Source organism: Delftia sp. WSY_12, from assembly GCF_043104645.1.
GTDB lineage: Bacteria > Pseudomonadota > Gammaproteobacteria > Burkholderiales > Burkholderiaceae_C > Comamonas > Comamonas tsuruhatensis.
Genome location: NZ_JBICKW010000054.1, coordinates 68,053 through 93,431, shown reverse-complemented (window position 1 = coordinate 93,431; position 25,379 = coordinate 68,053). Strand labels below are relative to the sequence as shown.

Below are 25,379 nucleotides of genomic sequence, written 5' to 3'. Positions count from 1 at the left end.
ATACAGTTTTCGAGCGGCCTGGCTGCCCGATCTGCCAGGCCCATGCTCCCTCCCCACCGCTTCTACTACCTGCACAACTTCCAGCGCGCGCTGGACTGGATTGGCCAGCGTTACGGCGATCTGCTGGACGCGCCCGAGCAGGCATTCCTCACCCGTTTCACGCAGCTGCCCCAGCCCTCGCAGGCGCTGATGGTGCGTTTGCTGATGCGGCGCGGGCCGTGGTTTCGGGCCGGCAAGCTGGTGTACGAAGAAATTCCCGGCATTGCCGACGCGGCCGCGCCCCTGCTGGAGCTGGGCTGGCTGGACGCGGACCACCCCATGGCGCTGGAGGAGCTGTTTGCGCTGCACACCAAGCCCGAGCTGCTGCAGCTGTTCGCAGGCGCACCCGTTCACTCAGGCCTGCGCAAGGCCGAGCTTTTGCAGGCCCTGCAGCCTCTGCATGAGGCGCCCAGGCCCTATGCGCAATGGCACCAGGGCGTCGGAGCCGGCGAAGCCGCCTGGCGCGTGATGGTGGGTGCGCTGTGCGAGCGCTTTCGGCTGATGTTCTTCGGCAATCTCTACCAGGACTGGTCGGAATTCGTGCTGGCCGACCTGGGCGTGTTCCGCTACGAGGCCGTGGCCTTCGATGCGGCGTCGCGGGCCTTCCAGTCGCGTGCCGATGTCGATGGCTACCTGGCCCTGCAGGCCTGCCGCGCGGCGCTGGATGAGGGCGTGGAGATCGATGCGCTGCTGCAGCAGGTGGCCGGCTGCGCCAGCGGCAATGCCTGGCTGGAGCAGCGCCGTGCCAAGGTGCTGCTGCGCATAGGCCAGGCCTGCGAGCGCATGCAGGACTGGGAGCGTGCCGAGCAGGCCTATGCGCAAAGCCGCTACCCCGGCGCCCGCCACCGGCGCATGCGTGTGTACGAGCGCATGGAGCGCTTTGCCGATGCCATGGCGCTGGCCCAGGCCGCCCAGGCCCAGCCCGAGAGCGACGAGGAGCTGCAGCGCGTGGCGCGCATGCTGCCGCGCCTGCGCCGCAGCCTGGGGCAGGGCGCACGCGGGCGTGCGGCGGCGCTGGCGCCCGTGGTGGCGCAGATGCGCATGGACGTGGAGCTGGACCTGCCGGCGCGGCCCGCATCGGTCGAATACGTGCTGCGCGACCACTGGCACAGCGACGCCGCGCCCGTGTTCTACGTGGAGAACGCGCTCATCAACTCGCTGTTCGGCCTGCTGTGCTGGCCGGCCATCTTCGCGCCGCTGCCGGGCGCCTTCTTCCACCCGTTCCAGAGCGGCCCGGCCGACCTGTCCGCGCCCGACTTCGTGCAGCGGCGCGCAGCCTTGTTCGAGGAATGCCTGGCGCATCTGGACGATGGCAGCTGGCGCGAGGTCATCGTGCAGCGCCATGCCGACAAGCAGGGCCTGCAGTCGCCCTTCGTGTTCTGGGGCACGCTGAGCGCGCCGCTGCTGGCGCTGGCGCTGGACTGCATTCCGGCCGCCCACCTCAAGCTGTTCTTTGCGCGGCTGCTGCGCGACGTGCAGGCCAACCGCACGGGCTTTCCCGATCTGGTGCGTTTCTGGCCGGCCGAGCGCCGCTACGAACTGGTCGAGGCCAAGGCCCCCGGCGACAAGCTGCAGGACAACCAGATCCGCTGGCTGCAGTACTGTGCCGAGCACGGCATTCCCGTGCGCGTGTGCCATGTGCAGTGGCGCGGCCAGCCGCTGGGAGAGGCCGCGTGAGCTACACCGTGGCCGTGCGCGCGCTGTGCGAGTTCACGGCACGCGCGGGCGACCTGGACCTGCGCTTCACACCCGCGCCCAGCGCGCTGGAGGGCATGGCCGGCCACAGCCTGGTGCAGTCGCGCAGGGGCAAGGACTACGAGACCGAGATCAGTCTGGCCGGTGAATACGGCGACCTGCGCGTGCGCGGCCGCGCCGACGGCTTCGACGCCGGGGCTGGCCAGCTCGAGGAAATCAAGACCTACCGGGGCCAGATCGAGGGCGTGCGCGCCCATCACCGCGCCCTGCACTGGGCCCAGGCGCGCATCTACGCCCATCTGCTGTGCCAGGCGCGCGGCCTGCAGCGGCTGCGCGTGGCGCTGGTGTATTTCAACGTGGGCAACTCGGAGGAAACCGTGCTGGTGCAGGAGGAAGACGCGGCCACGCTGCGCGCCTTCTTCGAGCAGCAATGCGCGCTGTTCCTGGACTGGGCGCGCAGCGAGGCCGCCCACCGCGCGGCGCGCGAGGCGGCGCTGGCCGCGCTGCGCTTTCCCATGCAGGGCTTTCGCGCGGGCCAGCGCGAGCTGGCCGTGGCCGTCTACCGCGTGGCGCGCGCGCAGCAGGGCGGCCAGTGCCTGATGGCGCAGGCGCCCACGGGCATCGGCAAGACGCTGGGCACCATCTTCCCCATGCTCAAGGCCATGCCGGACCAGGGCCTGGACCGCCTGTTCTTCCTGACGGCCAAGGGCACGGGCCACGCTCTGGCACTGCAGGCGCTGGCCAGCGTGAACCGGCAGATCGCCGAGCAGCACCAGCCACCGCCGCAGGAACCGGCTGCGCCACAACCGCTGCCCTCGCCACCCGCACCGCCCACACCGTCCGCGCCACCCGCAAGGCTGCGCGTGCTCGCCATCCTGGCGCGCGACAAGGCCTGCGAGCATCCCGACAAGGCCTGCCACGGCGACTCCTGCCCGCTGGCGCGCGGCTTCTTCGACCGGCTGCCCGCCGCGCGCGCCGCTGCGCTGCAGCAGGCGCCCTGGGACCCGCCTGCCGTGCGTGCCGTCGCCCTGGCGCACGACATCTGCCCCTACTACCTGGCCCAGGAACTGGTGCGCTGGAGCGACGTGGTCGTGGCCGACTACCATTACTTCTACGACAGCGCCGCCATGCTGTACGCGCTCACCCAGGCCCAGCAATGGAAGGTGGGCGTGCTGGTGGACGAGGCCCACAACCTGCTCGAGCGCGCGCGCCGCATGTACACGGCCGAGCTGTCGCAGTTCGCCCTGGCGGCCGCCCGCAAGTCGGCCACCGGTGCCGTGCGCAAGGCGCTGGACCGGCTCAGCCGCAGCTGGAGCGCGCTGAACAGGGAACAGACCGCCAGCTACCAGGCCCATGAGGAAGTGCCCGCAGGCCTGCTGGGCGCCGTGCAGCGCGCCGTGGCCGCCATCGCCGACGCCAATGCCGACAGCCCCATGCTGCCCGGCGACCCGGTGCTGGATTTCTACTGGGAGGCGCTGCAGTTCATGGCGCTGGCCGAGCAGTTCGGCGGCCATGCGCTGTTCGATGTCCACCTGCTGCCCGGGCGCCCAGGCCCCCGTCGCACGCCGGCGTCCACGCTGTGCATACGCTGCGTGGTTCCCGCGCCCCACCTGGCGGCACGCCATGCGGCGGCCCATGCCTCGGTGCTGTTCTCGGGCACGCTGAGCCCGCCGCACTTCTACCGCGACATCCTGGGCCTGCCCGAAGGCACGCACTGGCTGGAGGCCGACTCGCCCTTCCAGGCCGACCAGCTCGATGTGCAGGTGGCCGGCCACATCTCCACGCGCTACCGCGACCGCGACCGTTCGCTGCGGCCCATCGCCGATCTCGTGGCCGCGCAGTACGCGCGCCGGCCCGGCAACTATCTGTGCTTTTTCAGCAGCTTCGACTACCTGCAGCGCGTGGCCGAATGCCTGCGGCGCGCCCATCCCGGGCTGCCGGTCTGGCTGCAGACCCCTTCCATGGACGAGGAAGGCCGCGCGGCCTTCCTGGCGCGCTTCACCGAGGCCGGGCAGGGCGTGGGCTTTGCCGTGCTGGGCGGGGCGTTCTCCGAGGGCGTGGATCTGCCCGGCGAGCGCCTCATCGGCGCCTTCGTGGCCACGCTGGGCCTGCCCCAGGTCAATCCCGTGAACGAAGAGATGAAGCGCGCCATGGACCGCCAGTTCGGCGCGGACAAGGGCTATGACTACAGCTACCTCTACCCGGGGCTGCGCAAGGTGGTCCAGGCCGCAGGCCGCGTCATCCGCAGCGAGCGCGACCGCGGCGTGGTCTTTCTCATCGACGACCGCTATCGGCGCGGCGAGGTGCAGGCGCTGCTGCCGCGCTGGTGGCGGGTGGAGGGCATGCGATGATCCGGGGCCGCACCAGTCCACGACTGACATCCCATCCCCATCCAGTCCCCCATCCAGGAGCCTTCCGAATGCCCCGCATGCGCTGCGCCATCCTTGCATTGACCCTGGGCCTGCTGGCCGGCGGCCCGGCTGCGGCAGGCGTGGTGCAGCCTGTGCCCGACAGGCAGGCCAGCGGGAACAAGATGCCGGCCTATCCCAAGGAAGCCAGGCGGCTGGAGCAGGAAGGCAAGGTGGTGCTGCGGGTTCTGGTGGGCGCCAGCGGAAAGGCACTGGCCGTGGATGTGGCAGACAGCAGCGGCTATCCTCTGCTCGACCAGGAGGCGCTGGACGCCGTGCGGACGTGGCGCTTTGTCCCCGGCACGCGCGACGGCGTGCCGGACAGCATGTGGACGCGCGTGCCCGTCACCTTCCTGCTGAAATAGCGGCATGCCGGTGGTGGCAGGTGTGTACCCGGTGCGTGCCCTGCGCAGCGACACAAGGAGCATTCCATGAAGATCGTCATCACCAGCGTGCTCGTCGACGACCAGGACAAGGCCCTGGCCTTCTACCGCGACGTGCTCGGCTTCGTTCTCAAGCACGACATTCCCATGGGCGGCGATGCGCGCTGGCTCACCCTGACATCGCCCGGTGATGCCGATGGCGTGGAGCTGCTGCTCGAACCCGACATGCACCCGGCCGCCAGGCCGTTCAAGACCGCCCTGCATGCCGACGGCGTGCCGGCCACCTTCTTCGGCGTGGACGACGTGCAGGCCGAGTACGAGCGCCTGAGCGCGGCCGGCGTGCGCTTCACCAGGCCGCCGACGCATCTGGGGCCGGTCACGATTGCGGTGTTCGACGACACTTGCGGCAATCTCATACAGATCAACCAGCGGCATTGAGCGGGGCCTGCGGCCCTTTCGCGCTCAGTCCCTGGGGGTGGGCTTGTCGTGCCGGGGCGGATCGATGCGCTCGATATTGCCCAGCAGCAGGGCGCGCCCCGCAAAGGTGCCGCCGGCGGTCTCCAGCGCAAAGCGCTCGGTGTCGCGGCCGCGCACTTCGGACTCCAGCGTCCGGGCCTCGTCCTCGGTGGCGCCCAGGGCCAGCACGGCGTGGCGGCCCATGAGCAGGGCGGACTCGAAGCTCTCGCGCACGACATGGTCGGCGTCCTTCTGGATGAGCTCCAGCGCGTGCTCGCGGTCATAGGCGCGCACGATGAGGCGGGCGTGCGGGCATTCGTGGCGCACGTTCTCCACGATGCGCGTGGCGGCGGCCTTGCTGTCCACGCAGACCAGGATGGCGCTGGCATGGCTGGCGCCGGCCGCATGCAGGATGTCGGCGCGCGCGCCGTCGCCGAAGTAGACCTTGAAGCCGTAGGGCTCGGCGTTGCGGATCACGTCGGGGTCGTTGTCGATGATGGACAGTCTGGCCCCATGCGCCAGCGGCCCCTGGCTGGCGATCTGGCCCACGCGGCCGAAGCCGATGACCAGCACGTTGCCGCGCAGGTCTTGCGGCGCCTCCACGCCGTCCAGCGACACGGCCTGGGCGCCGGCCAGGCGCTTGTGCAGCAGCACCACCAGCGGCGTGATGGCCATGGACAGCACGACGATGGCCGTCATGTTGGCATGCACCTCGGGGCTGAGCACCTTGAGCTTGAGCGCCTCGGCAAACAGCACGAAGGCGAACTCCCCGCCCTGGGCCATGAGGATGGCGCGGTCCAGCGCATCGGCATGGCTGCTGCGTGCCACGCGGGCCACGGCGTAGATGCACAGCGCCTTGCCCAGCATCAGCGCCACCACGCCCATGCCCACGATGCGCCAGTTCAGCGCCACCACCTCCAGGTTCAGCGCCATGCCCACGCCCAGGAAGAACAGGCCCAGCAGCAGGCCGCGGAAGGGCTCCACATCGGCCTCCAGCTGGTGGCGGAACGAGGATTCGGACAGCAGCACGCCCGCCACGAAGGCGCCCATGGCCATGGACAGGCCGCCCATCTCCATCAGCAGGGCGGCGCCCAGCACCACCAGCAGCGCGGCGGCCGTCATCACCTCGCGCGCCTTGGCCTTGGCCAGGATGCGGAACAGCGGGTTCAGCAGCCACAGGCCCGCGCCCACCAGCGCGCCCAGCGACAGCAGGGCCACGCCCGCGCGTTGCCACAGGGGTGAGGTGGCCACGGGCGCCGCATCGGCCGGCGCCAGAAAGGCCACGGCGGCCAGCAGCGGCACGATGAGCAGGTCCTCGAACAGCAGGATGGAGACGATGCGCTGGCCGCGCGGCGCCAGGATGTCGCCACGCTCGGCCAGCACCTGCATGACGATGGCCGTGGAGGTCAGCACAAAGCCCGCGCCGCTCACGAAGGCCACCTGCCACGGAAAGCCGAAGGCCATGCCCACGCCCGTGAGCAGCAGCGCGCACACCACCACCTGCAGGCTGCCCAGCCCGAAGATCTGGCCGCGCAGGTCCCACAGGTGCGAAGGCTTCATCTCCAGCCCGATGACGAAGAGAAACATCACCACGCCCAGCTCGGCCACGTGCAATATGGTCTGCGCGTCCGTCACCAGGCCCAGCCCGTAGGGGCCTATGGCCAGGCCAGCGGCCAGGTAGCCGAGCACGGCACCCAGGCCCAGCCGCTTGAACAGCGGCACGGCCACCACGGCGGCCCCCAGCAGCGTGACGATTCCTACGAGCTGGCTTGCATTGCCTTCAGCGGCCATGTTGTGTTTCCTTTGTGCGTGCGTGCGTGCGTGCGTGCGTGCGGCAAGGCGGATTTCCATCCGCGAATTTGCGCGCAGGATAGCAAAGCCCGGGCCTGTGTAGAATCGCGCCCCCTCTTTGCCCCCTCTTTGCCCCCTCTGTACCTCCCTCTGCGCGCCCTCACCGCCCAGCGCCATGCCCCAGATCCTCGTCCACGACCTCCGCAAGACCTACCGCATCCATGAACGCGACCCCGGCGTGATGGGCGCGCTGCGCGCGCTGGTGCGTCCGCGCCACCGCACGGTGCAGGCGCTGGATGGCGTGTCGTTTGCGCTGGAGCGTGGTGAGCTGCTGGGCTTCATCGGCCCCAACGGCGCGGGCAAGTCCACCACCATCAAGATTCTGTCGGGCATCCTGCGGCCCGATGGCGGGCGCGTGGAGGTGGACGGGCGCGACCCCTTCGCCGACCGCCAGCGCCATGTGGGCCGCATCGGCGTGGTCTTCGGACAGCGCTCGCAGCTGTGGTGGGACCTGCCCGTGGGCGATGGCTTCAACCTGCTGCGCGACCTGTACCGCGTCGATCCCGCACGCTACGGGCGCACGCGCGACGAGCTGGTGGCGCTGCTGAACCTGGAGCGCGTGCTGGACCAGCCCGTGCGCCAGCTGTCCCTGGGCCAGCGCATGCGCGCCGAGATCGCCGCGGCCCTGCTGCACGAGCCCGAGATCCTGTTCCTGGACGAGCCCACCATCGGCCTGGACGCACCCTCCAAGCTGGCCGTGCGCGAGTTCGTGCTGCGCGCCAACCGCGAGCGCGGCACCACGGTGCTGCTGACCACGCATGACATGCACGACATCGAGGCGCTGGCGCGGCGCGTGATCGTCATCGGCCATGGCCGCGTGCTGGCCGACTGCGCGGTCGATGCGCTGCGCGCCCAGGTGGTGGCAGCGCAGGGCGAGGATCGTGGAGGTGGTGATGGCGAAGGCAATGGAGAAGACATGGCCATCGAGGCCGTGATCGCCCGCTTCTACGCCATGCACGGAGCGGCCGAAGGCTGAGCCGGCATGACGCTGCGTGAACTCCTGCGGCCCTATGTGGCGGCCTTTGCATCGCGGTTCCTGGTGATGCTGCAGTACCGCACGGCCGCCTACGCGGGCTTTGCCACGCAGTGCTGGTGGGGCGCCATCAAGACCATGGTGCTGGCGGCGTTCTACGGCAGCGCCTCGGCATCGGCCGGCGCGCCCATCTCGCTGGAGCACGCCATCACCTACACCTGGCTGGCGCAGGGCCTGTTCGCGCTGCTGCCCTGGAGCGGCGACCCCGACGTGGCCCTGGCCGTGCGCACGGGTGCCGTTGCCTATGACCGGCTGCGGCCCGTGGATGCCTATGCGCTGTGGTTCGTGCGCTCGGCTGGCTGGATCGCCGCGCGCGTGCTGCCGCGCGTGGCGCTGATGGTGGCGTTTGCAGGGCTGGCCCTGCCGCTGACGGGGCTGGGCGCCTGGGGCTGGCAGCCGCCGGCCGGCTGGGCCGCAGGCCTGGGCTTTGCCGCCTCCATGCTGCTGGCGCTGCTGCTGTCCACGGCACTGGTCATGCTGCTGAACGTTGCCGCCGCCGCCGCGCTCAATGAAAAAGGCATCAACACGCTGGCCGCGCCCGTGGTCATCGTGCTGTCGGGCAACCTGCTGCCGCTGGCGCTGATGCCCGACGCCTGGCAGACCGCGCTGCTGCTGCAGCCGCTGGCCGGCGTGATGGACATCCCTGCGCGCATCTATTTCGGCCAGATGGCCGGTGCGCAGATGCTGGCCTGCCTGGCGCTGCAAGCCCTGTGGATTGCCGTGATCGTGGCCCTGGGCCGCGTGGCCATGGCGCGTACCATGCGCGGCCTCGAAGTGCAGGGCGGGTGAGCGCCATGGCCAAGCACAAAGGATCGCTGTCCATGTTCCTGCGCCTGGCGCTGGCCTCGCTGGGCGGGCAGGCGCGCTACCCGGCCTCGGCGCTGATGCTGACCCTGGGCCAGTTCCTGGTCACGGGCATCGAGGTCATCGCCGTCTGGGCGCTGTTCCACCGGTTTGGCGAGGTACAGGGCTGGCGCATTGGCGAAGTGGCCGTGTTCTATGGCCTGGTGAACTGCATGTTCGCCCTGGCCGATGCGCTGGGCCGGGGTTTCGACGTGCTGGGCACGCAGTTCCTGCGCACGGGCGCCTTCGACCGCCTGCTGCTGCGCCCGCGCCCCGTGTGGCTGCAGCTCATGGGCCATGACGTGCGCATCAGCCGCCTGGGCCGCCTGCTGCAGGGCCTGATGGTGCTGGGCTTTGCCACGGCCCAGGGCGCCGTGGCGTGGACGCCCCAGGCCGTCGCCGTGGCGCTGTTCGCCGTGGCGGGTGGCGTGGCGCTGTTCCTGGGCATCCTGGTGCTGCAGGGTGCGCTCTCGTTCTGGACCGTGGAAAGCCTGGAAGCCGCCAATGTGCTGAGCTACGGCAGCGTCGAGGCCGCCCAGTACCCGCTGGCCCTGTACGCACAGTGGTTCCGCCGCCTGCTGACCTTCGCCGTGCCGCTGGCCTGCGTGGCCTACTACCCGGCGCTGGCCGTGCTGGGCAAGCCCGACCCGCTGGGCGCGCCGGCCTGGCTGGGCTGGGTCTCGCCGCTGGTCGGCTTTGCCTTCCTCTGGCTGGCCTCGGGCGCCTGGCGCATGGGGGTGAGGCATTACGCGTCCACGGGCAGTTGAAGCCGCCGCAGGCGCCGGTGCACCACAGGCTCTGCGCGCAGGCGCTCGCGGCGTTGCAGCGCTTGCCAAGGCATGAGCCTTGGCGGCGCACTACGCCTTGCGATCACCAGCGCGCAGAACCAACGCGGGTACTTAAAAGTGCATAACACGCTCTAGACTGCGCGCTTGCCTTACTCCGGACACCAGACCATGACAGCAGATGAACGCTTCGCCCAGGCCGCCCTTGAGCTCGGCCACCGCTTCGATGGCGAGATCAAGATAGGCGGCAACTACAGCCCCGTCGTGCGCGACGGCCAGCAGCTGTTCGTCAGCGGGCAGATTCCCCGCGTGGGCGATGAAGTGCTCTACGTGGGGACGGTCGGCGCCGGGATCGACCTGGCATCGGCCAGAACGGCCGCCGCCATCTGCGCCATGCGGGCCCTGGCCTTCGTGCAGCGCGCGGCCGGCTCGCTCGATGCCGTGCGCGCCGTTGCACGCATCACCGTCTATGTGCGCTCGGCGCCCGATTTCACCCAGCAAAGCGAGGTGGCCGATGGCGCCTCCGACCTCATCGCCCGGGTGCTGGGCCCCGTGGGTGCCCACACGCGCACTTCGGTGGGCGTGCTGCAGCTGCCCAAGGGCGCGGCCGTGGAGCTGGACCTGATCGCCCGCGTGGACTGATCGCGCTACCCCTATCCCTATTCCTATCCCTGGCCCGCTGGCGTTTCGTTGCGCGCCTTCCAGGCCCGCAGCGCCTGGCGGTACTCGTCCATGGCCAGGTCATAGCTGTCGAAGATGCAGGGGTCGCAGCCATTGCCGCAGCAGGCGTCCAGGTCGGGCTGCTCGGGCGGCTGGGGCATGGGGTCGGCGGAGGCGGCGGAATCTGCGGAAACGGGAATCGGCGCGGTGGTCATGAGGGCGATTGTCTCGCGCCACGGGGCTTTCTGTAGAGCACCAAAAGCAAACCCGCGCTGCCGACATGCAGCAGCGCGGGTTGCTTGTTGACGCGTCTTACCGTCCGGTACGCTGCCTGCGCGCCATGCCCATGAAGCCGGCTGCTCCCGCCATCAGCGACAGCAGCAGCAGGCCCCAGCGGTCCAGCGTGGGAATGCTCTGTGCCGATGGGGGAGCCGGCACGGCCAGGATCACGGGGTCCACGAACTCGCCGTTGACCGTCTTGTCGTCATCGCGCAGGCCGCCGTCCACGATGGTGTAGCTGACCTGGTTGCCACTGATGGTGGGCGTGAAGGGCTGCCACTTGGGCGTTGCGGTGGCGTCGTACTTCATCAGCTGCGCGTTGGCGGGCACGGGGGACGTGAAGGTGAGGGTCACGGTCAGCGTGCTGCTGGGGGCGCACTGCTTGGCCGTGAAGTCCACGGCGGCCTGCGGGTAGGCAAAGGCCGCCGGCAGCGGGCCCAGCGAGCCGGCCACGGCAGAAGGCGAGGTGAAGTTGGCCGCAGTCAGCGTGCAGGTGGGGCTGCTGTTGGCAATGCCCAGATCCACACCCGAGCCCGAGGCGCTTTGCCTGGCCTCGCGCGTCACCGTCACCACATAGGTTTTCTTGGTCGTGCCGTCCTGCGCCGTGACTTCGATAGACACGGTATTGCTGCCCACATTCAGCGCCACCGGGGTGGAAGCCGCTGCGCCGTTGACCAGGATCGTGGCGCCTGCATCGGCTGCGGTGGCCGTCACTGTGACGGTGCTGCTGCTGTTGGGCACGGTGGCCGTGTAGGCCAGGGTGCCTGCACCAAAGCCCGGTGCGAGCGTGCCGCTGCTCAGTGCCAGGGCGCTGAGGTCGGCGTTGGTGGAGTTCACCACCAGGGTGTAGCTGGTGCTGCCCGAGGTGAACGGAGCACCCGTGCCCGTGGAGGAGTCCGTGGCCGTGATGGTGAAGGTGAAGCTTCCCGCAGCGGTGGGCGTGCCGCTCAGAACACCGGTGCTGGCGTTGAACGTCATTCCGGTCGGCAGCGTGCCGCTGCTGGCGTAGGTGTAGGGCGCCGTGCCTCCACTGGCAGTGAAGGTCTGCCCTGCATAGGCCGTGTTCAGCCTGGCAGCCGGCAGCGTGGAAGCTGCAGGCGTCAGCACCACCGTGGCTGCCGTCACGCTGCCACTGTAGGTGCGCTGGCCGCTGATGCTGCTGTTGTCGGTCGCCTGCACCGTGAAGCTGAAGGCTCCGGCCGCCGTGGGCGTGCCGCTGATCACCCCGGCGGGCGACAGCGACAGGCCTGTGGGCAGCGTGCTGCCGCCGGCCATTGCAAAGGTGTAGGGCGTTGCGCCGCCGCTGGCGGTCAGGGTCTCGTTGAACGAGACGCCTACCTTGGGCGTGCCGGCCAGCGTCGCGGGCGTCACCGTGATGGCCACATAGGTGAACTGGCCTGCCGCGCCGGTGGCGCTGGTGCCGCCGGTCGTTGTGACGCGCACATCGACCGTGCCCGCCGATCCCGCAGGCGCTGTGGCCGTGATCTGCGTGGCGCTGTTGACCGTGAAGCCCGTGGCGGCCGTGCCGCCGAAGGTCACGGCCGTGGCGCCGGTGAAGTTCGTGCCGGTCAGGGTGACCGTGGTGCCACCAATCGAAGAACCGCTTGCGGGCGAGACGGAAGTCACCGTGGGTGCGGGCACATAGGTGAACTGGTCGGCCGCGCTGGTGGCGCTGGTACCGCCTGCGGTGGTGATGCGCACGTCTACCGTGCCCGTGCCGGCAGGCGCGGTGGCCGTGATCTGCGTGGCGCTGTTGACCGTGAAGCCCGTGGCGGCCGTGGCGCCGAAGGTCACGGCCGTGGCGCCGGACAGGTTGGTGCCGGTCAGGGTCACCGTGGTGCCGCCCGCTTGTGGGCCGCTGGTGGGCGAGATGGAGGTCACCGTGGGCGCAGGCACATAGGTGAACTGGTCGGCCGCGCTGGTGGCGCTGGTACCGCCCGCGGTGGTGATGCGCACATCGACCGTGCCCGTGCCGGCAGGCGATGTGGCCGTGATCTGCGTGGCGCTGTTGACCGTGAAGCCCGTGGCGGCCGTGGCGCCGAAGGTCACGGCCGTGGCGCCGCCCAGGTTGGTGCCGGTAAGAATCACCGTGGTGCCGCCTGCCTGCGGGCCGCTGGAGGGCGAGATGGAGGTCACCGTGGGCGTGGCCACGTAGGTGAACTGGTCTGCCGCGCCGGTGGCGCTGGTGCCGCCAGTCGTGGTGACGCGCACATCGACCGTGCCCGGCGACCCTGCAGGCGCGGTGGCCGTGATCTGCGTGGCGCTGTTGACCGTGAAGCCCGTGGCGGCCGTGGCGCCGAAGGTCACGGCCGTGGCGCCGGAGAGGTTGGTACCGGTGATGACCACCGAGGTTCCTCCTGCGGTGGGCCCTGCCGTGGGCGAGACGGAAGTCACCGTGGGTGCGGCCACGTAGGTGAACTGGTCGGCCGCACTGGTGGCGCTGGTGCCGCCCACGGTGGTGATGCGCACGTCTACCGTGCCCGTGCCGGCAGGCGCTGTGGCCGTGATCTGCGTGGCGCTGTTGACCGTGAAGCCTGTGGCGGCCGTGGCGCCGAAGGTCACGGCCGTGGCGCCGGAGAAGTTGGTGCCGGTGATGGTCACCGTGGTGCCCCCACTGGTCGGGCCGCTGGTGGGCGAGATGGAAGTCACCGTGGGCGCGGGCACATAGGTGAACTGGTCGGCTGCGCTGGTGGCACTGGTGCCGCCCACCGTGGTCACCGTCACATCGACCGTGCCGGCGCTGCCTGCGGGCGCGGTGGCGGTGATCTGGGTGTTGCTGTTGACGGTGTAGGTGGCGGTCGCGGCGCCGAAGCGCACGGCGCCGGTGCCAGGTGCTGCGGCGAAGCCGGTACCGGTGATGGTCACCGTGGTGCCGCCGCCGGTGGGACCTGCCGTGGGCGAGATGGAGGTGACCGACGGTGCCGCCACATAAGTGAACTGGTCAGCGGCAACGGCGGGACTGGTGCCGACGGAGTTGCTGACGCGGATGTCCACCGTGCCCGTTCCGGGCGGCGCCGTGGCCGTGATGCTGGTGGCGCTGTTGACCGTGAAGCTGGTCGCTGCCGAGGCGCCGAAGTTCACGCCCGTGGTGCCGATGAAGTTCGTGCCCGTGATGGTGACCATCGTTCCACCCGCCTGCGGGCCTGCCGTGGGCGTGATGCTGGTGATCGTGGGCGTTGCCAGGTAGCTGAATTGATCGGCCCCGCTGATGGCGCTGGTGCCGCCCGTCGTTGTGACGCGCACATCGACCGTGCCTGTACCCGCAGGCGAGGTGGCGGTGATCTGGGTGGCGCTGTTGACGACATAGCTGGCGGTTGTCGCGCCGAATAGCACGGCGGTGGCGCCGGACAGGTTGGCGCCGGTGATGACCACGCTGGTGCCGCCAGCCTGCGGGCCAAAGTTGGGCGAGACGGATGTCACCGTGGGCGCGGGCAGATAGGTGAACTGATTGGCTGCGGTAGTGACGCTGGTGCCGCCTGCCGTCGTGACGGTCACGTTCACCGTGCCCGATCCTGCCGGTGCCGTGGCCGTGATCTGGGTGGCGCTGTCGACCGTGAAGCTGGTCGCCGGCGTGCCGCCGAAGCTCACGGCGGTCACGATGGGGCTGTCGATCACGTTGGTGAAGTTGGCTCCGATGATGGTGACCAGATCTCCGCCAGCGGCCAGGCCGCTCGTGGGCGACAGCGCCGTCGCCGTGGGTGTGGCAGGGGGGAAGGGGTCGACGGCCAGATCGTCGAAGGCGAAGTTGCCGCCTTCGCCAACCGTGGCATTGTTGGATACCCGTACTTCGTCCACATCCGCCAGCGCGCTCAGATCGATAGGGACGAATTGCTGGGTCATGGCCGTCGTCTTGGTGACGATCACGCTGGCACCGGACACGGGGCTGCCGCCGCGATAGCCCGCGAGTGTGAACTGGGTCATGGAGCCGTAGGCATGGATGCGCACCCGTGCGAGGCTGAAGCGGTCCGTGCCATTGGCCGCCTTGATGATGGCGTTGCCGTCAAGGGTGGCGGAGGTGATGGCGTCGCCGGACGTGGTGATTCCCGGGGTGCCTGCCTGCAGGTCCGCTGCAGCGAAATAAGACCACTGGCCGGTGAAGCGAAGCCCGTTGTAGTCCGGGGCAACATCCGAGAAGGCGCCAGGCGTGGCGCTGCTCCCGAAGTCGATGATGCCCCGGTCCACTGCGGCATGGGCTGGAGCCGCCAGTGCCATCACCAACCCGATGAACCACGCAAACCACATGGACAGCATGCGTGAAGCGGACTTGGGCCTGGGGGTGTGGTTGGTGGGCATGGCGGGCAATGGCTGGAGGTGGAAGAACGTCAGGGCCTGACGGGGAATTCGCCGGACAGGCAGATGCAGAAATTCAGCGCCAGAACGGGTTGCATATTGCTGTGGGCCTGGTTGCCGCCGACGGGCAGCAGCGCTGTCGGCGCCATGGCCGAAGTGGCAGCTCCCGCTGCATAGGTGGGCCTGGCGCTGCCCCGGGGCGGTACGCCTTGCATGCCCTGCGCCAGCAAGTTGCCGCTGGGGATGGCCGCCGTGGCGCCGGCGCCCTGGGCGCTGATGCCGTGGCTGTGCGCCGGTATCTGCGCAAGGGTCAGCGTTTCGGTGGCTGTGCCCATGGTTTCACCGATGTCGCGGAAGCTCAGTCCAGGTCCCGTGCCGGCGCCCATGGCGGCCTTGCCCTGCAGATTGGGCAGCATGAAATTGGTGGTTCCGTTACCGCCGAACCGGCTTCCGATGACCGCAAAAAGCGCTGTATTCTGCTGTACCTGTATGGTCTGGCCTGCGCAAAAGGCCCAGTTGACAGGAGCGAAGGAGAAGCCGAATGCGCGGACCTCGCCGTAGAAGGGATCTGCCATATGGATGTTTCCTTGGGGGGCGGCTTGTTCAGTTGCGGGGCGGGAAGATACCGGAGCTGGCGATGCACCAGTTGATGACCAGCGAGGGCTGCATGTTCTGGTGAGGCTGGCTGCCGCCGCTGATGTCCACGGCGGCGGCAGCCATGAAGGAATCGGTGGGCGCGCCATAGGCAGACAGGCCATTGGCGGCCTCTGCCATCACATTGCCGCCGGGGACATTGGTGGTGGCCACCGCGGCGCTGGACAGCAGCTGGTGGGTGTGCTGGGGCATCTGGCTGGGGGTCAGCGTGACGTTTTCCGTACCGTCGATCCAGCCGAGCACAACGCCGCCACCGTATCCAATGGGCGTGCGACCACGCAGATCGGGCAGGCCGAAGTTCGTCGAGCCATTGCCGCCGTATTTGGTGCCCAGCAGCGCAAACAAGGCCTGGTTCGTACTGATCGGCAGAATCGCTCCGTTGCACAGCAGCCAGCCCCTTGGGACCTGGCCAAAGGCGAATGCGCGGATCTCTCCGAGAAAGGGTTCCATGAAGTGCTCCTGTCCGTGCTATGTGAAGCTGGGGAAGATGCCGAAGAGGCAGATGATGTAGCTCAGCACCAGGCTGGGCATGACGTTGTTGTGCGGCTGCCCGCCGCCGACGATCTGCACCGAGCTGGGTCCCAGGGTGGCGGCAGTCGTTGCGGGTGAGGGGGCGTAGAGGTTGAACCCCGTGACGGCTGCCGGTACCTGCTGTTGTGGCTTGCTGGTGCTGGCGGCGCCGGCCGCCGAGAACTGGTGGGTGTGCCCGGGCAACTGGTTGATGTTCAGCGTTACGTCTTCCACACCCATCTGCTGGCCCAGAATGCGGTTGCTCCCGCCCGGCAACTGGCCTTGGCCAATAGGAAGCCGGCCCTGCAGGTTGGGCAGTGCGAAGTTGGTGACGCCATCGCCGCCATAGGTGGTACCCAGCAGCACGAAGAGTGCTTCGTTCTCGCTGATGGCAACCAGCCTGCCGTCGCACAATGCCCAGTTCTGGGGGGCAAAGTTGCCCGCAAAAAGACGGATTTCTCCAATGTATGCCTCGCTCATGGCGTCTCCTCCTCCTTGATCGACGTGTTCATGCGTGTGATGAGTGCCTGGTAGCTGGTTTGCCCCGGCTCCGCATCCACGACGGGCCCCAGGAACAGAGCAAAGCGTCCCAGGCGTTCGTGGGAAAGCAGGTAGGTGTCGTGGGTCGGGCGGCCGATGTCAGGCCCCTTGAAGCGCAGCGAGCAGCGCGAGGCCAGCAATCCCTGCGTGACCGTGGCCGTTTCCAGGCGCAGCGCCACGGGCGCGGCACCGGGGAGATGCAACGCGAAATCGGTGCCGACCAGGCCGGTGAAATCCTCAAGGCCGGGCATGCGCGCAGGCTGCGGCGCGCGGCGCATATACCAGTACACGCCGCGATCGGCCTCGGTGGCAAAGCCCAGGCGCTGGTAGTGACCGAGGATGGGGTTGTTCTTCTCCACATGCAGGCCCAGGTCAATGCCCAGGGCATCTGACTCATCCGTTAAAGCCTGCAGCAACTGCCGCCCCACGCCCTGGCGACGGTGCCTGGGAAGCAGGGCGATATCCACCACGCGGATTTCCTGCGGGCTGCGGTCCACATACAGCCGGCCCGCTATCTCGCCATCGCGCAGCACCAGATCGAAACTGGGGTTGGCGTAGGCCGTCGAATACTGGGTGTGCTGCGCCATGAACTGCTGGCGAATGAAGGCATTCCATTGCTCCTCGGGCCAGCCGAATTGTTCGCGCTCCTGCTCGCGTGTGGAGGCGAAGATGGCCAGGAGAGCGGCTTCGTCGCCGGAACCAATGGGTTGAAGCGCCAGCGCACCGCAGGATTCGGCGTGAGGGCTGCGGAGACTGGTATGGGCAGGCGCAGTGCTCATGAATGGAAATCGACTGGAAACGCAGGAGTTCCAGTCGCGAATAATTGAAAAGAGTTGTTAAATCATAGGCAGGTTTTGCAAAGGATTGTCAAATTTCTTTGAGAAAGGATTTTCAGTATGCCAAGAAATCCATGCGAAAGACGAGTGTTCCCATAGGGAAGGAACTGAATCGATTGATATTTGAAATTGATAATGTCTTATCAATGTATTGATGAGTTTTATTGTTGATATTGATTGTTCATTCAAATACTACAGGATTGCCATTTTGAATATCCCTGAAATCAGTGATATTCAACTCAAACAGCGCGGCGCCGGGAAATCGATCACGCTGCGGATGATCTCGCGCATTTCCGTGATCAGCGGCCGGGCATCGTCGCGGCGCCATTGCACGGTGTAGGTCAGCGGGGCCAGCGCGCTGTGCTTTGCGGCCTCGGCGCCGCCGTCCAGCACGCGCAGGCGGCCGCGTTGCTGCAGGGCCAGGGCCCATTGCTCGGGCATGTAGGTGAAGCCCAGGCCGTCCACCACCATGCCCACCACGGCGCCCCAGCTGTTGCAGGAAAGGCGCCGCTCCACGGCCAGGCCGTGGCGGCCCAGCCAGTCGTCCAGCGTGCGCGTGGCGCCCGAGCCGGTGGGCAGGGCGATCAGCAGTTGCTCGCGCACCAGGCGCCGGGGCAGGCCGGTGCCGGCGCGGGCGATGAAGTCGTCGCTGGCGGCCCAGACAAAGCGCACCTGGGCGACCTGCTCGAAGGCCAGGCTGCTGCGCGACGATGGCCCGGCGATGACCACGCAGTCCAGCTCGCCATCGACGATGCGCTGCTCCAGCACCTGGCCGATGTCGGTGTGGGGCTCCAGCTGCAGGTCGGGGTGCAGCTCGGCCACCTTCTGCACCAGCCGGGGCAGCCAGGTCAGGCCGCTGAGTTCGCCAAAGCCGATGCGGCAGCGGCCCTGCAGGCCCACGCTGCGGCCCGCCGCCTCGCGCAGCTGGGCGGCGCCGTGCAGCAGCTCGCGGATGCGCGGCAGCAGCTGCTCGCCCTGGGGCGTGAGTTCGGCGGCGCGGCCGCTGCGGTCGAACAACTGCACGCCCAGTGAGGCCTCCAGCTCCGCAATGCGCTTGGACAGCGATGAGACCGACAGGTGCACGCGGTCGGCGGCCACGCTGAAGTTCAGGCAGGTGGCGGCCCAGTAGAAGGCTTCGAGCTGTTTGAGGGTCATGGCGATATTTTCACAAAAGCGAAACATTGATTCCTATTTATTTCGCTTTTCTTTGGAATTGTGCCCTCCTACATTGGCTGGCAATGCCTACGCCTGCCGTCCCTGCCGTCCCTGCCGCTTCCGCCACGCCACCGCGCCGCCTGCGCGGCGTGCTGTCGCTTGACGATTTCGAGCGGCTGGCGCGGCGCCACCTGCCGCGCCCCATCCATGCCTACATCAGCGGGGCGGTGGAGGACAACGCCTCGCTGGCGGACAACCGCCGCGCCTTTGCCGAGCTGGCCTTCGTGCCGCGCGCGCTGGTGGGCGTGGCACAGCGCGACCCCTCCTTCGAGCTGTTCGGGCGCCGCTACGGAGCGCCGTTCGGCGTGGCGCCCATGGGCATTGCCGCGCTGTCGGCCTACCGGGGCGACCTGGTGCTGGCCCAGGCCGCACAGCAGGCGGGCGTGCCGGCCATCATGAGCGGCTCCTCGCTGATCCGGCTGGAGGAGGTGATGGCGGCCGCGCCCCACACCTGGTTCCAGGCCTACCTGCCGGGCGACCAGGGCCAGATCGATGCGCTGCTGGACCGCGTGGCCGCCGCCGGCGTGCAGACCCTGGTGATCACCGTGGACACGCCCGTGGCCGCCAACCGCGAGAACAATGTGCGCGCCGGTTTCTCCACGCCGCTGCGGCCCGGGCCGGGCCTGGCCTGGCAGGGCATCAGCCATCCGCGCTGGCTGTTCGGCAGCTTTCTCAAGACCCTGTGGCGCCACGGCATGCCGCATTTCGAGAACAACTATGCGCACCGGGGCGCGCCCATCCTGTCGGCCAGCGTGATGCGCGATTTCTCGGACCGCTCCCATCTGGCCTGGCCGCATCTGGCCGCCATCCGCCAGCGCTGGCAGGGGCAACTGGTGGTCAAGGGCATTCTTTCGGCCGCAGACGCCGTGCTGGCGCGCGACCACGGGGCCGACGGCCTCATCGTCTCCAACCACGGCGGGCGCCAGCTCGACGGCGCCGTGGCACCGCTGCGCGTGCTGCCCGGCATCGTGCGCGCCGTGCCCGGCCTGCCGGTGATGCTGGACAGCGGCGTGCGCCGGGGCACCGATGTGCTCAAGGCCCTGGCCCTGGGCGCGCGCTGCGTGTTCGTGGGCCGGCCCTTCAACTACGCGGCCTCGGTGGCCGGGCCGGCGGGCGTGGCCCATGCCATGGCCCTGCTGCGCGAGGAGGTGCTGCGCGACATGGCCATGCTGGGCGCCACGCGCCTGGACCAGGTCACGCCGGCCTGCGTGCGCCATGCGCAGGCCTGGGATGCGTTCTGAGCGGCAAGACAGCGGTATCGACACAGACAACAGACACAGACACGGACACAGACGGAGACACAGCAGTGAGCAAGATTCCCGGATTCCATATCCACGCCCGGCCCGAGGCCGCCCTTGGCGATGCGCTGCTGCAGCGCTATCGCGGCTTTCCGGTCGCCAATGTCAGCGACGCCATGAGCCGCACCACGGGCACCTCGGCGCTGCAGCCCTTTCACCGCCGCCAGGGGCCGCTGGTGGGCCGTGCGCTGACCGTGCGCACGCGGCCCGGCGACAACCTCATGGTGCACCAGGCCATCGACATCTGCGGCCCCGGCGACGTGATCGTGGTGGACGCGGGCGGCGCCGGGCCCAACGCCATCATTGGCGAGATCATGCTGGCGCTGATGATGGCGCGCGGCGCGGCCGGCATCGTCATCGACGGGCTGATCCGCGACAGCGACACCATCGGCCAGCATGAGCTGCCCGTGTATGCGCGCGGCGTCTCGCACCGCGGCCCCTACAAGGACGGCCCCGGCGAGCTGCATGTGCCCGTCAGCATCGACGGCATGGTCGTCCACCCGGGCGACCTGGTGCTGGGCGACGGCGACGGCCTGCTGGCCGTGCCCGCCGCCGAGGCCGCCGCCATTGCCGACCGCGTGGAGGCCATACAGCGCGATGAGGCCGACGTGCTCGCCGCCATTGCCGCAGGCCGCGCCGACCGCTCCTGGGTGGTGCGCACGCTGGCCGCCAAGGGGGTGCTGTGATGGACCGCCGCGTTGTCCGTTTCGACTACTGGCTGGATGCGGCCTTCGACCGCATCGTCTCGGCCGCGCCTGGCGTGCAGCTGATCACCTGCCGGCGCGAGGGCGACGATGCCGCCGCCTGGCAGGCCCTGGCCGGCGCACAGGTCTACCAGATCACGGCAGCCAAGGACGAGCTGCCGCGCCACTGGTTCGCCACGGCGGACCTGCTGGCGCGCTGCCCCGATCTGCTGGCCGTGTCCTCCAGCGGGTCGGGCTGCGACACCATCGACATTGAGGCCTGCACGCGCGCCGGCGTGGCCGTGATGAACCAGTCGGGCGGCAACGCGGATTCGGTGGCCGAGATGGCCATCGGGCTGATGCTGTCCGTGCTGCGCCGCATCAACGAATCCGACCGCCTGCTGCGCGCCCCTGCCCGGGGCTTCAGCCGCGAGGACGTGATGGGCCACGAGCTGCGCGGCCGCACCCTGGGCCTGGTGGGCGTGGGCGAGGCCGGCAGCCGCGTCGCGGCCCTGGGCCGGGCCTTCGGCATGCAGGTGATCGGCTGCGACCCGGCCTACGACGCGGCCGGCCTGGCAGCGCGCGGGGCCGAGGCCGTCGGCTTCGACGAGCTGCTGCAGCGCGCGGACATCGTCTCCCTGCACTGCCCGCGCGATGCCTCCACGCTGGGGCTCATGAACGCCGCTGCCTTTGCGGCCATGAAGCCGGGCGCCATCTTCGTGAGCACGGCGCGCGGCGGTATCCATGACGAGGCCGCCCTGCACGCCGCTCTGGCCAGCGGCCACCTGGCCGGCGCCGGGCTCGATGTCTGGGACCAGGAGCCGCCGCCCGCCTCCCATCCGCTGCTGGCCCTGCCCCAGGTGGTGGCCACCTTCCACACCGCCGGTGTCACGCACGAGGCCCGGCGCAACAACGCCGAGCTGGCCGCCACCCAGATCGTGCAGTTGCTGGCCGACGGCCAGCGGCCCGCGCGCCTGGTCAATCCCGAGGTCTGGCCGCATGCGCGCGAGCGCATCGCCCGGGCCTTGGACCCGTCCCGTTCCCCGTCCCGTTAGCCGCTTCCTTCACCATGACTACAAAGCCTCTCAGACCACTGCAAGAGGCGACCCAGGAGACAAAGATGACACAGCAAGCAAGGCGCGCATTGTGCGCAGGCCTGGCCGCCGCCTGCATGGCGCTGCCGGCCCTGGCTCAGGCTCAGACCCAGACTCAGGGCGAGGCCCCCTATCCCTCGCGCAACATCGAGATGATCGTGGCCTACGGACCCGGCGGCGGCACCGACCTGGTGGCGCGGCTGCTGGCCCGCCATCTGGAAAAGAAGCTGGGCGGCAGCGTGGTCGTGCTCAACCGCCCCGGCGCGGGCGGCGGCATCGGCTTTGGCGAACTGGCGCGGGCCAAGCCGGACGGCTACACCATCGGCTTCATCAACACGCCCAACGTGCTGACCATTCCCATCGAGCGCAAGAGCAGCTTCCACTGGAGCCAGTACGACCTGCTGGGCAACCTGGTGGACGACCCAGGCGGCTTTGCCATCCACAACAGCAACGCCATCACCACGCTGGCCGGCCTGGCCGCCTACGCCCGGGCCAACCCCGGCGCCGTGACCGTGGGCACCACGGGCACGGGCTCGGACGACCACCTGGCCATGCTGCTGTTCGCCAAGGCCACGGGCACGCAGCTCACCCATGTGCCCTACAAGGGCGCGGGCGAGGTGCGCGCCGCCGCCACGGGCCAGCAGATCACCATTGGCGCCATCAACGTGGGCGAGGTGCTGGCCTACCAGAAGGGCGGCACTCCCATCCGCCTGCTGGGCCAGATGTCGGCCGCGCGCAGCTCGCTGGCGCCCCAGGTGCCTACGTTCAAGGAGCAGGGCATCGATATCGAGCTGGCCTCCCTGCGCGGCCTGGCAGCGCCCAAGGGCTTGCCCGAAGGCGTGCGCAAAAAGCTGGTCGATGCCGTGGCCGCCATCGCGGCCGACCCGCAGTTCAGGCAGCAGGCCGAGGCCATGTACGCGCCGCTGCGCTACCTGGCACCGCCCGCCTACGCGGCCGAGCTGGAGCGCACCGAGGCCGGCTTTCGCAAGCTCTGGACCGAGATGCCCTGGCAGGACGGCAAGCCCTGAAGGCCCTGGCCATGCAAACCTTTGAATGGACAAGGACGACTGCCATGACCCCTCTGTCGCGCCGCAGCCTGGCTGCGCTGGCCCTGTGCGCCCTGGCCCTGCCGGCCCTGGCGCAAGGCCCCATCACCCTCATCGTGGGCTGGCCTGCGGGCGGCCCCTCCGACAACGTGGCGCGGCTGGCGGCCACGCGCATGAGCGAGGCCCTGGGCCAGCCCATCACCATCGACAACCGGGCCGGTGCGGGCGGCAACCTGGGCAGCGACGCGGCGGCCCGCGCAAGGCCCGATGGCAACACCATCATGCTGGCCACCGTGGCCTCGCACGGCCTGAACTCCGCGCTCTACGCCAAGCTCAACCACGACCCGCTCAAGGACTTCGCGCCCATCGGCATGATCACCACCTCGCCCAGCGTGCTGCTGGTGCCCGTGGCCTCGCCGCTGCGCTCGGTCAACGATCTGCTGGAGGCGGCGCGCGCCAGGCCGGGCCAGCTCAACTACGGCTCGGGCGGCGTGGGCTCCAGCCAGCACCTGGCAGGCGCCAGCTTCAAGCAGCTCACGGGCGTGGATGTCACCCACATCCCCTACAAGGGCACGGCCCCGGCCATGACCGACCTGATGGCGGGCCGCGTGGACTTCGTACTCACCACGGGCGCCATCCCCTTCATCCGCTCAGGCAAGCTGCGCGCCCTGGCCGTGGCCTCACGCCAGCGCCTGCCGGCCCTGCCCGATGTGCCCACCTTCGAGGAAGCAGGCGTCAAGGGCTTCTACACCGACTCCTGGTACGGGCTGGTTGCCCCGGCCGGCACGCCGCGTGCGGCGCTGGAGCGCCTGAACGGCGCACTGGCCACGGCGCTGCGCAATCCCGAGGTGCAAAAGCAGTTCATCGAACAGGGCTCGCTGCCCGTCAAGCCCATGGGCGTGGACGCGTTCTGGCGCTTCGTGCGCGAACAGATGCCCGTGGCGGCCGAGCAGGTGCGGGTGTCGGGGGCCAGAGCCGAGTGAGCGCAGCCGGGTGCGGCAGTGCAGGATCGGCGCGGGCGCCTGCATAGCCGCAATGCAGCCAGCGTGTCACTGGCAGGTCACTGGTAGGTCACTGGTAGTTGAGCGTGAAGGTGGCCCGTCCGTTGGCCAGGCCTGTGGTGACGGAGGGCTGGGTCTGGACATAGCGCGCCGTCAATGGAATCACGTGGTTGCTGGTGTTTGGGGTGATGATGCCCGCCTGCCACTGGTTGGGATTGCCGAAGTTGGCGGAGTCCTCGCCGTAGCTGATGACCTTGTCGCTGCTGCGGATCTGGATGCCGATGCCGGCAGCCCCTCCGGTCACCGTCAGCACATCGGAGCGGTTGGCGGCATCGTTGGCATCCGTGAGCGTGACGAACGGGCGCAGGGTGGAATTGGCATCGCCCCCGGTGCAGATCAGTTCCAGATCGAATGGCTGGGGCGCGGAGGTAGCGCCTATCCCGTTGAACTGTGACCTGTTGATTCGCTGCAGGTTCACGGCGATGTTGCTCGTCTTCACCCGGCAACTGGCGCCTGTGCGCACCACGGTGCTGCCGGCCGCCATCACGGACCAGATATTGCAAAGGCTATTGCAGTCAAACCGGGCGGTTGCATAGCTGCTGACGCTGAAAGTGCCCGATTGAACGGCGCCTGTCTTGATGAGTTGCATCCATATGGTTTGCTCATGTACATCATCCTTTTGCCATCCCGTGGCTCCTGAATTGTTGGACGTAGTGGTGATGGACATGGTTTTGCCATTGGGGAAATTCCTGGCTTTCCATATGGCACGCCAACGGACTCCTATTCCGCGCAAAGATGTGGAGTAGATATCGCCGTCCAGCGTAGTGGGGTTCATGATTTGGGGCCATATTTCTGAAGATGGCCCCGAAAGCACACTGTAGGAAATGGTGTCGAGGGTGGATTTGACCATGGGCGATTCCCATAGCACTGATCCATTCATGATATTTCCTGCGGGAACGTTGATGATTTCCGGTAATTGGATGATGGATGCTGCCGGGGTAAACATGCCTCCATGAATGGAGCTTACAGAAAAGCAAAGCGTTGCCGGAATGAGAAAATATCTGATTTTTTTCATATGAATGAAACCGGAAACGATGCAGGAGAGTTTGATGGGCGTGCTCCAAAGTCTATTCCTATGATTTATGAAAATCCATAGGATCATTCTGATTTTGGCAATGCCTTTTTCATGACTCCAATGCCGTGTTCCGTCCGCTGCCGTGGCGCGGCATGGCCACCGGGGCCGGCATGCGGCACACCTGGCGCAAGCGGCGCCAACGACGTGGCGGCCGCCTGGGCACGGTCGCCTGGGCATGGCCGCCACGGGCGACGCCTTTGCAAGACGCCTGGGCTGAGCCGGTGGCTCAACCCCGCCTGCGTGGCATGGTTGTTGATGCCCATGAAGCGCACCGACAGGCCCGGGCTCTGCTCGCCCGGCAGGCCGGGCTGGTACAGGCCGACCACGCCCTGGCGCTTATCGCCCACGCGCAGCAGCAGGATCTTGCTCTTGCCATCGGCCACGGGCACCTTGTCCGAGGGGACCAGCGGAATGCCGCGCCGGGTGATGAACTGCGAGCCGAACAGGCTGACCGTGGGTGGCGGCGTGCCGCGGCGCGTGGCCTCGCGGCCGAAGGCGGCAATGGCCAGCGGATGGGTCAGGAAGAAGGCGGGCTCCTTCCAGACCTTGGTCAGCAGCTCGTCCAGGTCGTCGGGCGTGGGCGCGCCGGTCAGCGGGAAGATGCGCTGCTCGTCCGTGACCTGGGCCAGCACTGTTGCCGACATG

Annotated in this window: 22 protein-coding genes and 1 pseudogene; 13 read left to right on the top strand and 10 right to left on the bottom strand. The window is 68.7% G+C overall.

Going from position 1 to position 25,379, the window contains the following annotated elements:
• Positions 1–42 precede the first annotated feature (42 nt).
• The 4 genes from ACF8LI_RS23680 (at position 43) to ACF8LI_RS23665 (ending at position 4,963) form a co-directional block, all read left to right on the top strand.
• Entirely contained in the window at positions 43–1,716 is a 1,674-nt protein-coding gene (locus tag ACF8LI_RS23680; RefSeq protein ID WP_392414377.1) for a VRR-NUC domain-containing protein, read from the top strand.
• A complete protein-coding gene (locus tag ACF8LI_RS23675; RefSeq protein ID WP_392414376.1) occupies positions 1,713–4,085 on the top strand; it encodes a helicase C-terminal domain-containing protein in 2,373 nt (790 codons plus the stop codon). Before ACF8LI_RS23680 ends, ACF8LI_RS23675 begins: the two co-directional genes overlap by 4 nt.
• 68 nt (positions 4,086–4,153) lie before the next feature.
• Entirely contained in the window at positions 4,154–4,507 is a 354-nt protein-coding gene (locus tag ACF8LI_RS23670; protein WP_392414375.1) for an energy transducer TonB, read from the top strand.
• Between the two features lie 66 nt (positions 4,508–4,573).
• Complete coding sequence (locus ACF8LI_RS23665) at positions 4,574–4,963, top strand: VOC family protein (RefSeq protein ID WP_012207608.1); 390 nt, start codon at positions 4,574–4,576, stop codon at positions 4,961–4,963.
• Between the two features lie 24 nt (positions 4,964–4,987).
• On the opposite strand, the gene ACF8LI_RS23660 is transcribed toward ACF8LI_RS23665, so the two are convergent.
• On the bottom strand, positions 4,988–6,772 hold the full coding sequence (locus tag ACF8LI_RS23660; RefSeq protein ID WP_277848999.1) for a monovalent cation:proton antiporter-2 (CPA2) family protein: 1,785 nt from the start codon (positions 6,770–6,772) through the stop codon (positions 4,988–4,990).
• 175 nt (positions 6,773–6,947) lie between these two features.
• On the opposite strand from ACF8LI_RS23660, the gene ACF8LI_RS23655 reads away from it, so the two are divergent.
• The 4 genes from ACF8LI_RS23655 (at position 6,948) to ACF8LI_RS23640 (ending at position 10,135) form a co-directional block, all read left to right on the top strand.
• The gene (locus tag ACF8LI_RS23655) at positions 6,948–7,808 is read left to right on the top strand and encodes an ATP-binding cassette domain-containing protein (protein WP_392414374.1); all 861 of its coding nucleotides are present in this window, start codon (positions 6,948–6,950) and stop codon (positions 7,806–7,808) included.
• Positions 7,809–7,814: 6 nt separating this feature from the next.
• A complete protein-coding gene (locus tag ACF8LI_RS23650) occupies positions 7,815–8,654 on the top strand; it encodes an ABC transporter permease (RefSeq protein WP_278536254.1) in 840 nt (279 codons plus the stop codon).
• Positions 8,655–8,659: 5 nt separating this feature from the next.
• Complete coding sequence (locus ACF8LI_RS23645) at positions 8,660–9,475, top strand: ABC transporter permease (protein ID WP_392414373.1); 816 nt, start codon at positions 8,660–8,662, stop codon at positions 9,473–9,475.
• Positions 9,476–9,664: 189 nt separating this feature from the next.
• On the top strand, positions 9,665–10,135 hold the full coding sequence (locus ACF8LI_RS23640) for a RidA family protein (RefSeq protein WP_012207603.1): 471 nt from the start codon (positions 9,665–9,667) through the stop codon (positions 10,133–10,135).
• 23 nt (positions 10,136–10,158) lie between these two features.
• Here ACF8LI_RS23640 and ACF8LI_RS23635 read toward each other — a convergent pair whose 3' ends face one another.
• The 7 genes from ACF8LI_RS23635 to ACF8LI_RS23605 all read right to left on the bottom strand — a co-directional run bounded on the left by ACF8LI_RS23635 (position 10,159) and on the right by ACF8LI_RS23605 (position 18,417).
• Complete coding sequence (locus ACF8LI_RS23635; protein WP_012207602.1) at positions 10,159–10,368, bottom strand: oxidoreductase-like domain-containing protein; 210 nt, start codon at positions 10,366–10,368, stop codon at positions 10,159–10,161.
• 97 nt (positions 10,369–10,465) lie between these two features.
• A complete protein-coding gene (locus tag ACF8LI_RS23630) occupies positions 10,466–14,725 on the bottom strand; it encodes an IPTL-CTERM sorting domain-containing protein (RefSeq protein ID WP_392414372.1) in 4,260 nt (1,419 codons plus the stop codon).
• 29 nt (positions 14,726–14,754) lie between these two features.
• On the bottom strand, positions 14,755–15,297 hold the full coding sequence (locus tag ACF8LI_RS23625; RefSeq protein WP_017406227.1) for a phage tail protein: 543 nt from the start codon (positions 15,295–15,297) through the stop codon (positions 14,755–14,757).
• A 28-nt stretch (positions 15,298–15,325) separates the two neighbouring features.
• Positions 15,326–15,826: a phage tail protein gene (locus tag ACF8LI_RS23620; protein ID WP_017406228.1), complete on the bottom strand. Its 501-nt coding sequence runs from the start codon at positions 15,824–15,826 to the stop codon at positions 15,326–15,328.
• An 18-nt stretch (positions 15,827–15,844) separates the two neighbouring features.
• Entirely contained in the window at positions 15,845–16,366 is a 522-nt protein-coding gene (locus ACF8LI_RS23615) for a phage tail protein (protein ID WP_017406229.1), read from the bottom strand.
• Complete coding sequence (locus tag ACF8LI_RS23610; RefSeq protein ID WP_047327859.1) at positions 16,363–17,205, bottom strand: N-acetyltransferase; 843 nt, start codon at positions 17,203–17,205, stop codon at positions 16,363–16,365. Before ACF8LI_RS23610 ends, ACF8LI_RS23615 begins: the two co-directional genes overlap by 4 nt.
• 291 nt (positions 17,206–17,496) lie before the next feature.
• On the bottom strand, positions 17,497–18,417 hold the full coding sequence (locus ACF8LI_RS23605; RefSeq protein WP_070080863.1) for a LysR family transcriptional regulator: 921 nt from the start codon (positions 18,415–18,417) through the stop codon (positions 17,497–17,499).
• Between the two features lie 83 nt (positions 18,418–18,500).
• On the opposite strand from ACF8LI_RS23605, the gene ACF8LI_RS23600 reads away from it, so the two are divergent.
• The 5 genes from ACF8LI_RS23600 (at position 18,501) to ACF8LI_RS23580 (ending at position 23,581) form a co-directional block, all read left to right on the top strand.
• Positions 18,501–19,718, top strand: a complete 1,218-nt coding sequence (locus ACF8LI_RS23600; protein ID WP_392414371.1) for an alpha-hydroxy acid oxidase — start codon at positions 18,501–18,503, stop codon at positions 19,716–19,718.
• Positions 19,719–19,783: 65 nt separating this feature from the next.
• Positions 19,784–20,461: an RraA family protein gene (locus ACF8LI_RS23595; RefSeq protein ID WP_392414370.1), complete on the top strand. Its 678-nt coding sequence runs from the start codon at positions 19,784–19,786 to the stop codon at positions 20,459–20,461.
• Entirely contained in the window at positions 20,461–21,513 is a 1,053-nt protein-coding gene (locus ACF8LI_RS23590) for a hydroxyacid dehydrogenase (protein ID WP_392414369.1), read from the top strand. The genes ACF8LI_RS23595 and ACF8LI_RS23590 overlap by 1 nt, the downstream gene beginning before the upstream one ends.
• A gap of 65 nt (positions 21,514–21,578) precedes the next feature.
• Positions 21,579–22,580, top strand: a complete 1,002-nt coding sequence (locus tag ACF8LI_RS23585; protein ID WP_016450801.1) for a tripartite tricarboxylate transporter substrate binding protein — start codon at positions 21,579–21,581, stop codon at positions 22,578–22,580.
• 44 nt (positions 22,581–22,624) lie between these two features.
• Positions 22,625–23,581, top strand: a complete 957-nt coding sequence (locus ACF8LI_RS23580; RefSeq protein ID WP_392414368.1) for a Bug family tripartite tricarboxylate transporter substrate binding protein — start codon at positions 22,625–22,627, stop codon at positions 23,579–23,581.
• Between the two features lie 88 nt (positions 23,582–23,669).
• On the opposite strand, the gene ACF8LI_RS23575 is transcribed toward ACF8LI_RS23580, so the two are convergent.
• Positions 23,670–24,674, bottom strand: a complete 1,005-nt coding sequence (locus ACF8LI_RS23575; protein WP_392414367.1) for a fimbrial protein — start codon at positions 24,672–24,674, stop codon at positions 23,670–23,672.
• A gap of 302 nt (positions 24,675–24,976) precedes the next feature.
• Positions 24,977–25,363, bottom strand: a pseudogene (locus ACF8LI_RS23570) (hypothetical protein); the annotation flags it as partial.
• Between the last annotated feature and the right edge of the window lie 16 nt (positions 25,364–25,379).

Coding starts and splice junctions, on each gene's coding strand:
- ACF8LI_RS23680 (WP_392414377.1), top strand. CDS start 43: ATGCTCCCTCCCCACCGCTTCTACTACCTGCACAACTTCCAGCGCGCG.
- ACF8LI_RS23670 (WP_392414375.1), top strand. CDS start 4,154: ATGCCCCGCATGCGCTGCGCCATCCTTGCATTGACCCTGGGCCTGCTG.
- ACF8LI_RS23665 (WP_012207608.1), top strand. CDS start 4,574: ATGAAGATCGTCATCACCAGCGTGCTCGTCGACGACCAGGACAAGGCC.
- ACF8LI_RS23660 (WP_277848999.1), bottom strand. CDS start 6,772: ATGGCCGCTGAAGGCAATGCAAGCCAGCTCGTAGGAATCGTCACGCTG.
- ACF8LI_RS23655 (WP_392414374.1), top strand. CDS start 6,948: ATGCCCCAGATCCTCGTCCACGACCTCCGCAAGACCTACCGCATCCAT.
- ACF8LI_RS23650 (WP_278536254.1), top strand. CDS start 7,815: ATGACGCTGCGTGAACTCCTGCGGCCCTATGTGGCGGCCTTTGCATCG.
- ACF8LI_RS23645 (WP_392414373.1), top strand. CDS start 8,660: ATGGCCAAGCACAAAGGATCGCTGTCCATGTTCCTGCGCCTGGCGCTG.
- ACF8LI_RS23640 (WP_012207603.1), top strand. CDS start 9,665: ATGACAGCAGATGAACGCTTCGCCCAGGCCGCCCTTGAGCTCGGCCAC.
- ACF8LI_RS23635 (WP_012207602.1), bottom strand. CDS start 10,368: ATGACCACCGCGCCGATTCCCGTTTCCGCAGATTCCGCCGCCTCCGCC.
- ACF8LI_RS23630 (WP_392414372.1), bottom strand. CDS start 14,725: ATGCCCACCAACCACACCCCCAGGCCCAAGTCCGCTTCACGCATGCTG.
- ACF8LI_RS23625 (WP_017406227.1), bottom strand. CDS start 15,297: ATGGCAGATCCCTTCTACGGCGAGGTCCGCGCATTCGGCTTCTCCTTC.
- ACF8LI_RS23620 (WP_017406228.1), bottom strand. CDS start 15,826: ATGGAACCCTTTCTCGGAGAGATCCGCGCATTCGCCTTTGGCCAGGTC.
- ACF8LI_RS23615 (WP_017406229.1), bottom strand. CDS start 16,366: ATGAGCGAGGCATACATTGGAGAAATCCGTCTTTTTGCGGGCAACTTT.
- ACF8LI_RS23610 (WP_047327859.1), bottom strand. CDS start 17,205: ATGAGCACTGCGCCTGCCCATACCAGTCTCCGCAGCCCTCACGCCGAA.
- ACF8LI_RS23605 (WP_070080863.1), bottom strand. CDS start 18,417: ATGACCCTCAAACAGCTCGAAGCCTTCTACTGGGCCGCCACCTGCCTG.
- ACF8LI_RS23600 (WP_392414371.1), top strand. CDS start 18,501: ATGCCTACGCCTGCCGTCCCTGCCGTCCCTGCCGCTTCCGCCACGCCA.
- ACF8LI_RS23590 (WP_392414369.1), top strand. CDS start 20,461: ATGGACCGCCGCGTTGTCCGTTTCGACTACTGGCTGGATGCGGCCTTC.
- ACF8LI_RS23585 (WP_016450801.1), top strand. CDS start 21,579: ATGACACAGCAAGCAAGGCGCGCATTGTGCGCAGGCCTGGCCGCCGCC.
- ACF8LI_RS23580 (WP_392414368.1), top strand. CDS start 22,625: ATGACCCCTCTGTCGCGCCGCAGCCTGGCTGCGCTGGCCCTGTGCGCC.
- ACF8LI_RS23575 (WP_392414367.1), bottom strand. CDS start 24,674: ATGAAAAAAATCAGATATTTTCTCATTCCGGCAACGCTTTGCTTTTCT.